The sequence below is a fragment of the Rhodobacter calidifons genome (assembly GCF_011174775.1).
Taxonomy (GTDB): domain Bacteria; phylum Pseudomonadota; class Alphaproteobacteria; order Rhodobacterales; family Rhodobacteraceae; genus Tabrizicola; species Tabrizicola calidifons.
The window spans coordinates 141126-153695 of the sequence record NZ_JAANHS010000002.1 but is presented as its reverse complement, the minus strand read 5'-3'; the positions used below and the strand labels follow the sequence as shown (position 1 = coordinate 153695).

At 65.4% G+C, this 12570-nt stretch carries 12 protein-coding genes and 1 pseudogene; 2 read left to right on the top strand and 11 right to left on the bottom strand.

Going from position 1 to position 12570, the window contains the following annotated elements:
* From G8O29_RS03280 to panB, 9 genes are all read right to left on the bottom strand, one after another.
* The gene (locus tag G8O29_RS03280; RefSeq protein ID WP_242678857.1) at window positions 1–279 is read right to left on the bottom strand and encodes a hypothetical protein; all 279 of its coding nucleotides are present in this window, start codon (window positions 277–279) and stop codon (window positions 1–3) included.
* Window positions 279–1628 (bottom strand): DUF6638 family protein, encoded by a 1350-nt coding sequence (locus tag G8O29_RS03275; protein WP_166401792.1) that lies wholly within the window; start codon window positions 1626–1628, stop codon window positions 279–281. Before G8O29_RS03275 ends, G8O29_RS03280 begins: the two co-directional genes overlap by 1 nt.
* Entirely contained in the window at window positions 1625–2242 is a 618-nt protein-coding gene (locus G8O29_RS18775; protein ID WP_166401791.1) for an endonuclease domain-containing protein, read from the bottom strand. The genes G8O29_RS03275 and G8O29_RS18775 overlap by 4 nt, the downstream gene beginning before the upstream one ends.
* A 16-nt stretch (window positions 2243–2258) precedes the next feature.
* Window positions 2259–2987: a hypothetical protein gene (locus G8O29_RS03265; protein ID WP_166401790.1), complete on the bottom strand. Its 729-nt coding sequence runs from the start codon at window positions 2985–2987 to the stop codon at window positions 2259–2261.
* Window positions 2988–3084: 97 nt separating this feature from the next.
* The gene (locus tag G8O29_RS03260) at window positions 3085–5013 is read right to left on the bottom strand and encodes an AAA family ATPase (protein WP_166401789.1); all 1929 of its coding nucleotides are present in this window, start codon (window positions 5011–5013) and stop codon (window positions 3085–3087) included.
* Window positions 5014–5118: 105 nt separating this feature from the next.
* Window positions 5119–6246: a hypothetical protein gene (locus tag G8O29_RS03255; RefSeq protein WP_166401788.1), complete on the bottom strand. Its 1128-nt coding sequence runs from the start codon at window positions 6244–6246 to the stop codon at window positions 5119–5121.
* Between the two features lie 130 nt (window positions 6247–6376).
* Entirely contained in the window at window positions 6377–7447 is a 1071-nt protein-coding gene (locus tag G8O29_RS03250) for a coiled-coil domain-containing protein (protein ID WP_166401787.1), read from the bottom strand.
* A gap of 270 nt (window positions 7448–7717) precedes the next feature.
* The gene (gene panC, locus G8O29_RS03245; RefSeq protein ID WP_166401786.1) at window positions 7718–8557 is read right to left on the bottom strand and encodes a pantoate--beta-alanine ligase; all 840 of its coding nucleotides are present in this window, start codon (window positions 8555–8557) and stop codon (window positions 7718–7720) included.
* Entirely contained in the window at window positions 8554–9384 is an 831-nt protein-coding gene (gene panB, locus G8O29_RS03240; RefSeq protein WP_166401785.1) for a 3-methyl-2-oxobutanoate hydroxymethyltransferase, read from the bottom strand. Before panB ends, panC begins: the two co-directional genes overlap by 4 nt.
* A gap of 155 nt (window positions 9385–9539) precedes the next feature.
* Here panB and G8O29_RS03235 point away from each other — a divergent pair, with 155 nt between their 5' ends.
* Window positions 9540–9881 (top strand): cupin domain-containing protein, encoded by a 342-nt coding sequence (locus G8O29_RS03235; protein ID WP_166401784.1) that lies wholly within the window; start codon window positions 9540–9542, stop codon window positions 9879–9881.
* 158 nt (window positions 9882–10039) lie between these two features.
* On the opposite strand, the pseudogene G8O29_RS03230 reads toward G8O29_RS03235, so the two are convergent.
* Window positions 10040–10762 (bottom strand): annotated as a pseudogene (locus G8O29_RS03230) (L,D-transpeptidase); the annotation flags it as partial.
* Between the two features lie 284 nt (window positions 10763–11046).
* On the opposite strand from G8O29_RS03230, the gene G8O29_RS03225 reads away from it, so the two are divergent.
* On the top strand, window positions 11047–11301 hold the full coding sequence (locus G8O29_RS03225; RefSeq protein ID WP_166401782.1) for a GlsB/YeaQ/YmgE family stress response membrane protein: 255 nt from the start codon (window positions 11047–11049) through the stop codon (window positions 11299–11301).
* 35 nt (window positions 11302–11336) lie between these two features.
* Here the strand turns inward: G8O29_RS03225 and G8O29_RS03220 are convergent, their stop codons facing one another.
* The gene (locus tag G8O29_RS03220; RefSeq protein ID WP_437440796.1) at window positions 11337–12545 is read right to left on the bottom strand and encodes an aminopeptidase P family protein; all 1209 of its coding nucleotides are present in this window, start codon (window positions 12543–12545) and stop codon (window positions 11337–11339) included.
* Window positions 12546–12570: the final 25 nt, after the last annotated feature.

Here is a 12570-nt window from a genome sequence, read left to right as displayed (position 1 = left end):
TCAGGTCCAGTTGACGAAATAGACCGTGGCCAGAAAGCCCACGGTCGGCAGGATGTAGATAAGCCACAGAAGCCGCCTTTTCAGCCCCTTGTCGTAATGCACCATCCCCGCCTCGATGAAGGCCCGGCGTTCCTCTGCCGTCAGCCCCTCGCGTGCGGGGTCGCTGTCCCATTCCTTCTCCAGCTTCTCGCGCCGGACCGACCGCGAATAGATCGAGGTCAGGAAATAGGCAATGGTCAACCCGACATACATCAGGAACGCAAGCCGCAGCCACCCCATCAGCGTCTTCCTCCCCAGGGTCCCACCACCGGGCGGGACGGTTTCGGCCCCTCCACCATCTGCGGCCGGTGCAGCGCGTCCATGCCCGGCTCCGGCCCGAACAGAGCAGTCCGGGCGCCTTCCTTGTCCACCTGATACTCCCGCGCCAGGAAATCCGCCACATAGGTCTTCTTGCGCTCGCTCCACGTTGCATACTGGGCGTAGAACAGCTCCTTGTGGGTGATGAACATCTGCCGCACGTCCATCGGCGACAGTTCCGACAGCAGCATGTTCACCAGATCCCGCTCTGGCCCCTTGCCGCGCAGCGTGTAGAAATAGGCCGGATGCTCCGAGGTTATCTTCGGCCAGGCCCCCCCGGCCTCGACCCAGCGCAAGAGCGCCGCGAGCCCCAGGAACTCCTCGGGCAGCGCGGTCCCCAGCTTGTAGGCCACCTTCCGCAGCTCTGTCCGCCGCGCGTCGCCCACCTCGATCCCCAGCCGGTCCGCCGCATCGACCAGGATGAAATCCATCTTCTGCCGCAGGATCGCCGCCGCATCCGTCCCCCGCGCCTGCACGATGGGCTCCACCAACCCATTCCGCTCCAGCCAGTCGGCGATCTGGTTGCGGTGCGTCAGGTCCATCACCTGCGCGACGGGCACCTCTCCCAGCGACCGCCAGTCCAGAGCCGAAATCGCCGCCGGATAGCGCACCCCCTGAAAGATGTAGATGCCGCCGAAATGGCTGGTCCAGAAATTCGGCTGCTGAAAGGTCATCGCGGGCAGGCTGATCGGCACCCGCGTCACGTCACCCGTCTTCTTCGCCAGCCCGATCATCTCGGCGATGAGAAGATCATCGCGCCAGCCGTCCGGCTCGGCCCGGAACCGCTCGATCAGCTTGGCCAGCTTCCCCGCATCCGCCACATGCCCGCCGATCGTATCCGCCTCGACCGTCACCTGCCGGATGTCGAACAGCCTGGCCGGCGTGTCGAAGGCATAGACCGAGTTCTGCAACTCTCCACACACCGCATCCCGCGCCGTCAGCGCAAAAAGCTGCGCCTCGTTCTTCTCGATGAACTGCGTCAGGATCCCGCGCGAGGTGGAGAACTTGATGTTGAGCAAAGGCGCATCCTTCTGCGCCGTGGTCAGCAAGATGAACTGCCGGTTCGCCCCGTTGGGGTTGAGGTAGAGGTGGTCATCGAGTTCATCGCCGATCTCGGGCGAATAGCCCGACAGGTCGATGTGGAAATCGTCGAGCTTCGTCGTCTTCCCCGTCAGATGCTTGAGCGCCCGGTTGTAGCGTTCGACAAGGGCCGGCGAGGAGACCTCGATCAGGTTCCCGAACATGAGACCGCGTTGGATGAGGCGTTTCATTCCCGTCCCCCAGTTACGCGGGTTTCTGACGGTGGCCCCCCACCCCCATCCCCTCCCCACGAAGGGGGAGGGGAGGCACCTGGTTCGTCCGTCCCACTCGACGCATCAAGGGCAGCGCCTCCCTCCCCCCGGGTGGGGGAGGGATGGGGTGAGGGGGCGTCAGCACCATGCGCTACCCGTTGTTTTTCACGCGCACCGCTCGCCCCAAGAGCCTCCCCTCCCCCCCGTGGGGAGGGGATGGGGGTGGGGGGCACGCCCTCAGCCAAGGACTCGCCATCAATTGCGTCGAAGATCACCTGCATCACACCCTCGATATTCCCCGACACCTCCGGGTTCCAGAACCGCAACATCTGAAACCCCTGCGCGCTCAACCACTCATCCCGCGCCGCATCCCGAGGCCCACCATGCCCACTTCCGTCCACCTCAATGACCAACCTTCGCCCCAGATCGGCGAAATCCGCGATGAACGGCCCAATGGGAGCCTGCCGCCGGAAGTGCAGCCCCAACATCCGGTTCAACTCCCGCAGCTTCGCCCAAAGCCTCCGCTCCTGCGGCGTCATCTCCGTCCGCAGCTTCCGCGCCCTCAGCCGTGTGATGGGATGGATTCCGGTCATCTTTCAGGCCGCGTCCTTAGCTTTCGCCCTCTGTTGCAGTGCTTCGTCGTAGTTCAACACCCAAGAAAGCGCCGCAGATATCGCTGTAGGCAAGAATGCGAAGGTGAGTGCATTTTTCATAGCGACAAGATAGTCCCACGCGCTCACTTCGGGCTTGGCTTCGATGGAAGCGCTGATTGCCGGATACCAGAAAGCGGCCACGACTATGCAAGTCAGCGCCACTGCAACGGAGAAGCTCCGAACTGACAGTGTCCAGTAGGCGATGCGTTTTCCGATCCACCAACCGATCGCAATGCAAAGGAGAATCGGGAAGATACCGCCGACTAGAAGTGCTCCAAACAGCCCGACCAATCCTGCTCCCATCACCCCTTCCCCCCTCATCCACCATCCGCATGCCCAACCGCCGGTTCATCTCCTGCGCCTTCACCAGCCAGACGAACCCCAACACCGGCCCCCACAGCAGCGCGAACAGGGCTGAGCGGCCCAGGTAGAACCCCACCCGCTGAACCGGGGCCGCCAGGATCCCCGCCACCACCCCGTCATTGATCGCCGCATACAGCGCCACCGCCAACCCGGCCCCCACGACCAAGGCCACCACAGCCGTCTTCACCACCGCCCAGGCCAGCACCCGCTGCGACAAACACCCAGCCCCCGCGAACCACCCCGGCAGCCACGCCACCAGCGCACTCAACCCCGCCAGCGGCAGGATGGAGTTCCAGAGGGTCAGTGTCAGCGGCTCGTGCACGCGGCTTGCTCCCGGGCTCTCCCGCCCCGGACCTGATCCGGGGCCTCCGTCAAGTCGAGACCCCGGGTCAAGCCCGGGGTGGCGCTCGGTCGTCCCATCACCCCTTCCCCTCCATATATCGCCGCTTCGCCTCTTCCGTCAGGCCAAAGTCGCGCACCATTGCCTCGATGGCCACCTCGTCCGACTTGTCGGCATAGCGGAACTCGGAATCGGCATAGCGGTTGATCTCCTGGATCACCATCTCCACCGTGATCGGCCGCATCAGCCCCCTTATCATCGCCAGCTTCTCGTCATAGGGCTTGAACAGGAAGAGGTCCGGCTCCTCCATCCACTCATCCGGCAGTTCGAAGTCCATCGCCCGGACCTTCACCGCATCGGTGATGTTCTTGATCGCCCGCCCGGTGAACCGCTCATCCGCCTGCTGGATCGCCTTCAGATAGGCCCCGAGCTTCGCCAGCGTGTCCAGCGGCCCGATCTCCTGCGCCACCCGGTCCCAGACCTTCAGAAGCCCCTCCTCATGCGGCTTGGAATGCCCCTCGAAGGACGCGGCAACAGCCTTCCTGATCTCCTGCGCCGCAAACAACTCATGGTCGCCCACTGGAATGGAATGGTTCTTGCCCAGCAAAAGCGAGAGGATGTCGATGTAATCCTCCTTCGTCTGCGGCCCATCGACCAGGAACCGCGCCCCGGCCCGCTGGCGCAGGGCATCGTCCACGTTCTCCGGGAAGTTGCTGAACATCCCGAAGGTGCAGTTCCCCCGCACCACCGTTCCCGCGCCGGCGAAGGCCTGCATGAAGACCGCCGTCACCTCCTGCTGGCCCGCGCTGGACTGCCGGTCCCCCCGCTTGCCCGCCACCTGGTCGATGTCGTCGATGGTCCCGAAGCCGATCACACTCGGATCAAGCACCGCATCGATGAACGCCTTCGCGTTCTGCCCCGACTTGCCCTGATAGCTGTCGATCTGGTCGATACTGAAGTTCTGATACCGGAACGGATAGCCCGCCACCTTGCAGTAATCGTGCAGCAAGCCCGCCATCATCTGGATCAGCGTGGTCTTCCCCGTCCCGGGCTTCCCGTCCCCCATGAAGGTGAAGATGAACCCGCCAAGCTCGGCAAACGGGTTCAGCCGCCGCTCGAAATCATAGGCCATCAGCATCTTCGCCAGCCGCAGACTCTGATATTTGGCGATGTGGTTCCCCACCACCTCATGCGGCTTCTTGAAGGCCATGGCGATCACGCCACCCTTCGCCGCCTTCGCGGGCTTGAACCCCGCGATGGTCAGCCCGTCGGCCTCCACCTTCCAAGACGCACCGGTAAACACGCTGACCCGAGCCCCATTCTCCGCCCGGATCTGCACCTTCTTCATCAGCGCCTCGGCAAAGGCCGACACCACCGCCACCAGCTTCACGTCATCCGTCGCCAGCGCGCCGATGTCCTGATCCAGCTCCCACAATGCGCCCTGCAAGGCCAGCGGAGCATTGTCCGTCAACACCTCCTCCACCTCGCCCAGTTCCACCGTCCCCGGCCCCACATGCGGCGCGATGAGGTACGCCAAAGCATTGGCAAAGGTGAACAGCACCACCAACGCCTCACCCTGCAACAACTCCCCGAACTCCGCGCGGCGCGCATCCGGCACCCGCCCCTCCAGGTTCGACTTCTTCAACTCGGCGAGGCCCGACTGAGCCGAAAACGTCTCCCCCATCGCCAGCGCAATCGCGAGGCTACGGCGCAAGGCATTCAGCACCGCTGCCTGCACCGGCGTCACCAGGCCATCGCCCAACCCCTCCACCCGCTCCGCCAGCCGCACCCCGCCGGGCCGCGCCGTCGTCCGCGTCGCCATCCCCGGCACCGTGGACCGGAACGTGGGCCGCGCCCCAACCCCCGGAGACCGTTCCGCCACCGCCGCCTGAACCAGAGGCTTCGCCAATCGCGGCGCATGATCGAAGCCCAGAACCATCCCCAGCGCTGTCTCATACTGCGCCCGGACCGTCTCTTCCTTCAGCTCCATCGTGTCGCGCGCGCTCATGCGATAAGCCCTTTCATCTGTCCACAAATATCCCGGGGCCGCCTTTGGTGCGCCATTGGTTCGAGAACCAAAGGCGGCGGGCAGCGCCCCCGAGGCATCCACCCCTCACAACGTCGGAACAAGCCGCCCCCCGGCCCCCACGACGAACTTCCGATAGGCCCGCAGCCCGGCGGGGTTCTGCTCCACCAGCACCTGATAGGGCCTTTCCGGCAGGATGATCATCCGGTCCTGCCGTGTCGCCCCCAGTTCCGCCCCCGCCACCGGGTCCAGCTTGTAGACCTGCCGCACGGCCGTCGAAAACCAGCCGTCCTTCACCTCTTCCTCGCGGTCGCTGACCAGATCCTCCACCGTCCAGACCAGCGCCCAATCCTCCCCTTCCGGCGCTTTCGCCCCCTCCAGAACCTTGGAGATCGGCCCGGATTGCAGGGTGAAGCTGGCCGAATACATCGGCCCCAGGATGATCCGCCGCAGCCGTTTCGGGTGCAGGTCGCTGAAATCCTTGTCGAACCCGGTGGCAATCGTCAGAAGCTTCAGCCCCCCCACCGACTGCGCCATCAGCGCCGCCTGCGCCTGCGGCCAGCGGTAGGCGTCGGTTGGCAAGGGCCGCCTGCCGCTGTCCTCCACGTCCATGAGGTAAACCACCGGCAGGTTGTTCTGCGTGTCCCAGACCGCCCAATGCACCAGGAAATGCCGCCGCGTGCCCAGATCCCGAATCCACTGCGCGTCCGGATCATTCCGCGCCCAGAAGAGACCCCCCGCCGCCAGCGCCTCATAGTAATACCGCTGCGACAGCGCGAACTGCAAAGCCGTCGGGATCGTCAGGTCCCCCACGATCTGCCGCACCATCCGGTCCTTCAGCTCGGCCTCGGAGGGCATCCCGGCCAGATGCTTCTCCGCCTGCTGCGCATCGACCGCCATGGTCATCAGCTCCTGAGCCACCGGAAACCCGCTCTCATGCCGATCGATGGTCAGCCGAGGCGCGGACTCCCCCCGCCCCGTCATCAGGTACTTGTGCGACAACGCCCGGAACGTCCCCGCCACCGCCGTCAGATACCGCCCGAGCACGCGCGCTTCGGTGCGCGTCAGCCGCCCCTCCGCCTCCACCTCCGCCGCCACCCGGCCCAGATGCCCGGTGATCCGGTCGAACTTGGCAAAATACCGCCGCGCGACGAGCGTGTCGTACAGCTCATGGTGGTCCGAGGTGAGGATGTCCTTGACGGTGGGATCAGGCATTCCATGCGTCCGCAATCACACGGACCGAGGGTCCGAAACTTGCGCCTCCCCTTCCCCGCGTGGGGAGGGGAGGGGGGTGGGGGGCGTCCGGCAAAGCCCGCACCAGGACCGGGCCACCGCCGGGGCCTCGCTACTCCCCATAGGCGTTCTTGTCGTGCTTCTCGACGATCGCCGCGAACCGGCGCGCAAAGCGTTCATCCGCCTTCGCCTTCTGCTCCAGGATCGCCCGCGCGAACACCATATGCCCCTCATGCGCTTCCAGCATGTCGGCCATCTTGTCGTTGGTCGCCGCCCCGATCGCCGCCATCGCGGTCTGGGCCTCCTGGTCGGTCTTCACCCCGATCTCGTTGATCCTGTGCGCCACGTCCTGCTGCTGGGCGGTCTTCAACGAAGACGTCAAAGCATCATACAGCACCACCCGCTGCTTGGTATCCGTCTGAAGCTTGTTGATCAGCACCAGCTGCGTCGCCGCCTGGTTCTGCAAGCTGTCCACCCAGGTCTTGCCCTTCTCGATGTACCGCTCCAGCGTCTGCGACTTCGCCAGCTTCACCTGCTCATCCTGCACCAGCGCATTGTACTGCGCATTCAGCGTCGCCAGCTCCGTCTCCAGCTTCGTCCGCGCCGCCGCGTCCTGCTCGACCGCGATCCTGTTCTCCAGCTCGATGATCTTCGGGTCCATCGCCGCGATCTCTGCCCGCACCGCTTCCAGCGCGCCCACCGTCTCTTCCCGCTCGGCCAGCGTTGACGCCAGGTTCGCCTCCACCCGCCCCTTCTGCGTGTTCAGCAGATCCAGCTGCCCCTGCAACAGCTTCACGATCACGTCCGACTTCGAGATCAGATCCTGCAACTTGTCGTCGATGGTGGCCGCCCGCATCCGCTCCTGCCGCATCGCTTCCGCCTTGGCCGGGGCGAAGATGCCGATGAAGCTCTCCATCCCCGTCTTCGACCGCATCTCGCTGAATTCCTTGGAAAATCCGGCCGTCACATCATCCAGCCCCATGATCAGTTCGGCGATGTTCGCGTTCATCAGCTCGGTGTGCTTGTGCACATCTTCCAGCGTGGCGTTTTCCACGTCCAGCTGCACGCCCTGGTCCAGCTTCGACCGCGCCGCCTCGATCCGGCTGGTGATCTCACTGATCTTCGCCTGCGCCTCGGCCACCTGAGCCTGGCTTTCCCTGATCTGCGTCTCGAAATCGGCCATCCGACCCTCCGTTGAACCACGTTTGCATCACATAGTGATGTAACAACGAATTACATCATCCCGGCGCCGGTTTTTCGGACGCCCCGAACGCGCCAAGTCTTGCAACAACTCAGACCATCCGCCAAGCGCGGAATCCCCGGCCCCTGCCCTTGCCCATGTTGCAAATACTCTGGGGGTTTGGGGGTGAAACCCCCATCAGCCGAGGAGGAGGCGAAGGCCGACGACGAGACAAAGCCGCGCGCGTCAGCGCTCAATTCGAAAACCGCCCGATCACACCGGAATGTTGTCGATCAGCCGCACCCCATCGACCCAGGCCGCCGCCAGCATCCGCCGTGGCCGCCGCGGGTCGTCGGATGGCATCAGCGTCTCGGCATCGCGCAGCTCGATGTATTCCACCCGCTCGAACCCGGCTTCCCGCATCGTCTCCGCCGCTTCGCGGATCGCCATCCGGTCGGCATGACCCGCACGGATGTCGTCCGCGGCCCGGGTGATCGCCGCATAAAGAACCGGAGCCTTCGCCCGGCCCTCCGCCGTCAGCCGAATATTGCGCGAGGACATCGCCAGCCCGTCCGCCTCGCGGATCGTCTCGCAGCCGACCACCTCCACCGGCAGGTTCAGGTCGCGCACCAGCCGCAGAACGACCTGCAACTGCTGCCAGTCCTTGTGCCCGAAATAGCCCCTGTCGGCCAGAGACATGCCGAACAGCTTCGTCACCACCGTCGCCACGCCGTCGAAATGGCCGGGGCGCATGTGGCCCTCCAGCGGCTGGGCGACGCCGGTCATGCTGACCGTGGTGATGAAGCCGTCCGGGTAGACCTCCTCGACCGGCGGCGCAAAGATCGCATCCACCGGCACCGTGGCCAGCAGCGCCGCATCCGCCTCTTCGCTGCGGGGGTATTTCTTCAGGTCCTCGGGATTGTTGAACTGCTTGGGGTTCACGAAGATCGTGGTGATGACCCGGTCGCACTCCGCCCGCGCCCGGCGGGCCAGCGACAGGTGGCCGTCGTGCAGGGCCCCCATCGTCGGGACCACGCCCAGCGTTTCGCCCTTCGCCTTCCAGCCGCGCGCAAGGGCGCGCAGGTCGGCCACGGTCCGCAGGATCGGGATCATGTCTTCACCGGAACCACGTCAGGGAAGGCATGTTCCGCCGCCGGGAAGGCGCGGCCTCGCACCTCGGCGGCATAGGTCGCAATGGCCTCGTCCGCCGCCTTGCCCAGTTCGGCATAGCGTTTCACGAACTTCGGCCGGAACTCGGTGAACAGCCCCAGCATGTCATCCACCACCAGCACCTGCCCGTCGCAGTCCGCCCCGGCCCCGATGCCGATGGTCGGGATCGACAGCTCACGGGTGATCCGCCCCGCCAGCCCCGCGGGCACCTTTTCCAGCACCACGGCAAACGCCCCCGCCGCCTCCACCGCCTTCGCATCCGCCATCACCTTCTCGGCCTCGGCGTCCCGGCCCACCACCTTGTAGCCGCCCAAGGTGTTCACCGCCTGCGGCGTCAGCCCGACATGCGCCATCACCGGCACGCCGCGCGCGGTCAGGAAGGCAATCGTCTCGGCCATCTGCACCCCGCCCTCCAGCTTCACCGCCGGGGCGCCTGTCTCGGCCATCAGGCGGCTCGCGTTGCGGAAGGCCTGCTGCGGGCCCTCCTCGTAACTGCCGAAGGGCATGTCGATCACCGGCATCGCCTTCGTGCAGCCCCGCACCACGGCGCGCCCGTGCAGGATCATCATCTCCAGCGTGACACCCAGGGTCGAGGACATGCCGTGGATCACCATGCCGACGCTGTCGCCCACCAGCGCGATGTCGCAATGCGCATCGACCAGTCGGGCTACCGGGGTGGAATAGGCCGTCAGCACCACCAGCGGCGCGCCCCCCTTGCGGGCGCGGATATCGGGGGGAAGCACAGGCCGGACAGGGGACGTGGCGCTCATCGCTAGGCCTCAGCTTTCACATTCTGCCCGCCATATGGGCACAAGCGAAACGCCGCCGCAACAGATTTGCGCCGCAGCGCAGCACCGCCGAGAGCAGCGCCCCGGACTTGACCGGACCAGCCGCTCCGGTCTGAATGCCGGCAAAGGAGACCACCATGACCCTGATCCAGCGCGTCAGCCGCGACGGCACCCCTCCGGAAATCACCCGTCCCGATCCGGCGAAGGTCATTTCCGGCGATCCCGTGCATTCGACCTGGAACCTCGAGGACCGTGACGGCCTTTATGCCGGGCTCTGGCAGTCCACCCCCGGCAAGTGGCGGGTCAGCTATTCGGAATGGGAATATTTCCGCATCCTGTCGGGATATTCCATCCTGACCGGGGCGGACGGATCGGTCACCCAGCTGCACCCGGGCGACAGCCTGATCATCCGCCCGGGCTTCGAAGGCACCTGGGAGGTCGTGCAGACCACCCTCAAGGACTATGTGATCCGGATCTAGCCAGACGTCCCCACCGTGACCGCCGTGCCCGACACCACGGGGCGCGGACATTCCTCGGCCGCGATGCCGCGGCGCTCGCAGGCGGCAAGGCGCTTGCGTTCGGCCTTTTCGGCGGCAACGCGATCCTTCGCCTCCTGCCGCGCGATTTCGGCGGCGTCGCGTTCCTTCTTGGCGATGTTCTCCGGCGTCTCGGGCACCAGGCGGCCATAGGCGTCGATCATCTGCGGGCCTTCCAGCGCCAGGCTTTCCGCCTCGGTCCGGACCTTCACGCGGGTTCCGACGGGAACGCGGTTGTAAAGGTCGATGGCATCCTGGTTGAACAGCCGGATGCAGCCCGCGCTGGTCGCATGGCCGATCGAGGCCGCGTCCGAGGTGCCATGGATGCGGAACATCGTGTCCCGCCCGCCGCGATACAGATACAGCGCCCGCGCACCCAGCGGATTCTGCAACCCGCCCGGCAGGCCGCCGGCATAGGCGGCATACAGGTCGGGCCGGGTGCGGATCATGTTCGCCGTGGGCTGCCAGGACGGCCATTCCGCCTTGCGCCCGATCACGCCACTGCCGCGGAAGGACAGCCCCTCGCGCCCGACCGCGATGGGATAGCGCGTCGCCGTGCCGCCTTCGCCGACAAGGTAAAGCTTGCGCGCATAGGTATCGACGACCACTGTCCCGGGTGGCTCGTCGCCCGCATAGGCGACCTCGGTCCGGCGATTGCCCTCGAACAGATACTGCTCGGGCACCGCCTCGATGAAGAAGGCGCCGTCCTGGATGGCTTCATAGCCCGGAACGACCTTCGGCTCTTGCGGTTTAGGGGCGCTTGCGCAGGCGGCAAGCACGGGAAGGACGAGGATCGCAAGGATCCGGGCGGGAAGAAGGGTCACTTGGCAGACTCACGGTCAGGGGCAGCTTCCGCCACTTGCGCCACGGTCGCGGCCATGCGTCAAGCCCAAAAGTGCAAGCTTTTCCGAATCTTCCCGGCCGAAGCTGGCGCTGGCAGGGATTCCTGTTCGATTCTGTACCGTCGGCCCTTTCCCGGTCTTGCGCATATCCAGCGCCCCTTGCGCAAAATCTTCCATATCTTGCGCCTGCACCCGGGAACCCGGCGGAACTTCGCGCATTGTAGAGGTACCGCTCCAATCAGAAGCGGCTGCAAAGGGGAATCCGCATGGCCATCGAAGCACTCGTCATCACCCTCATCATCGGCGCCGTCGCCGGCTGGCTTGCAGGTCAGATCGTCAAGGGCTACGGCTTCGGCCTTCTGGGCAACATCGTCGTCGGCATCGTCGGCGCCTTCCTCGCCAGCCTGCTCTTTCCTTACGCGGGCCTGTCGCTGGGCGGCGGCATCGTCGGCGCGATCATCTCGGCCACCCTCGGCGCCGTGATCCTGCTGCTGCTCATCCGCGTCATCAAGCGCGCCTGACCGAAAAGGGCCGGGGATCTCCCCGGCCCGAACCCTTATCCCACCACGTTGAACGCAGGCCCGTAAGGGTAGTGCGTGATGTCCTCGGGCGCGTCCTCGGTCACGACGAAGATGTCGTGCTCCCGATACCCGCCCGCCCCTGGCATCCCCTCGGGGATCGTCAGCATCGGCTCCATGCTGATGACCATCCCCGGCTCCAGCACCGTGTCGATGTCCTCGCGCAACTCCAGCGCCGCCTCGCGGCCATAGTAGTGCGACAACACCCCGAAACTGTGCCCATAGCCGAAGGTCCGGTATTGCAGCATGTCGCGCTCGGCCAGGAAGGCGTTGATCTTCATGGTGATCTCGGCGCAGCTGGCCCCCGGCCGCAACAGCTTCATCCCGAACTCATGGGCCGCGATGTTGGTCTGCCAGACCTTCAGGCTGGCCTCTTCCACCTCGCCCAGGAACAGCGTCCGCTCCAGCGCGGTGTAATAGCCCGAGATCATCGGAAAGCAGTTGAGGCTCAGGATATCCCCATGCCGCAGCTTGCGGTTCGTCACCGGGTTATGCGCGCCGTCGGTGTTGATCCCCGACTGGAACCAGACCCAGGTGTCGCGGTATTCGGCATCCGGAAAGCGCCGCGCGATCTCCCGCTCCATCGCATCCCGGCCTGCGATCGAAACCTCAAGCTCCGTCGCCCCGACCCTGATCGCCTCGCGGATCGCATGGCCGCCCACGTCGGCGACATTCGCCCCCTGCTTGATGAGGGCAATCTCCGCCTCCGACTTCCGCATCCGCTGCTGCATGGTTGCCGGGGACACATCGACGCCCCGCTTCGGCTGAAGGAAGCTGTTGAACTTCTCGGCCCGCTCCAGCGTCAGATGGTCCGCCTCGCAGCCCACCGCCTTGCCGGTGCCCACCACCGATACCACCGCCCGCCAGAAATTGTCGCGCGTCCAGTCGGTATAGGTGATGTTGTCCTCGATCGACCGCCGCCAGGGCTGGCCCGCGTCGATCCCGGCGCTGATCGTGACGCATTGGTCCTTCGTCACCACGCAGGCATAGGGCCGCCCGAAGCTGCAATAGAGGAACCCCGAATAATAGGCCACATTGTGCATGCTGGTCAGCACCACCGCGTCCAGCGCGTGCAGCTCCATGATGTCACGCAGGCCCGCCAGCCGGTCGTGGTATTCGGCATCGGCGAAGGGCAGCGCGTCCTTCCTGCCGCCGTTGTGAAAGCGGTACATCTCGGGGCGGTTCAATGTCATGTCCAGACCTCATCGCAGG

What these genes read in the sequence shown, in the direction of transcription:
- G8O29_RS03280 (WP_242678857.1), bottom strand. Translation starts at nt 279, where the DNA reads ATGGGGTGGCTGCGGCTTGCGTTCCTGATGTATGTCGGGTTGACCATT.
- G8O29_RS03275 (WP_166401792.1), bottom strand. Translation starts at nt 1,628, where the DNA reads ATGAAACGCCTCATCCAACGCGGTCTCATGTTCGGGAACCTGATCGAG.
- G8O29_RS18775 (WP_166401791.1), bottom strand. Translation starts at nt 2,242, where the DNA reads ATGACCGGAATCCATCCCATCACACGGCTGAGGGCGCGGAAGCTGCGG.
- G8O29_RS03260 (WP_166401789.1), bottom strand. Translation starts at nt 5,013, where the DNA reads ATGAGCGCGCGCGACACGATGGAGCTGAAGGAAGAGACGGTCCGGGCG.
- G8O29_RS03255 (WP_166401788.1), bottom strand. Translation starts at nt 6,246, where the DNA reads ATGCCTGATCCCACCGTCAAGGACATCCTCACCTCGGACCACCATGAG.
- G8O29_RS03250 (WP_166401787.1), bottom strand. Translation starts at nt 7,447, where the DNA reads ATGGCCGATTTCGAGACGCAGATCAGGGAAAGCCAGGCTCAGGTGGCC.
- panC (WP_166401786.1), bottom strand. Translation starts at nt 8,557, where the DNA reads ATGATCCCGATCCTGCGGACCGTGGCCGACCTGCGCGCCCTTGCGCGC.
- panB (WP_166401785.1), bottom strand. Translation starts at nt 9,384, where the DNA reads ATGAGCGCCACGTCCCCTGTCCGGCCTGTGCTTCCCCCCGATATCCGC.
- G8O29_RS03235 (WP_166401784.1), top strand. Translation starts at nt 9,540, where the DNA reads ATGACCCTGATCCAGCGCGTCAGCCGCGACGGCACCCCTCCGGAAATC.
- G8O29_RS03225 (WP_166401782.1), top strand. Translation starts at nt 11,047, where the DNA reads ATGGCCATCGAAGCACTCGTCATCACCCTCATCATCGGCGCCGTCGCC.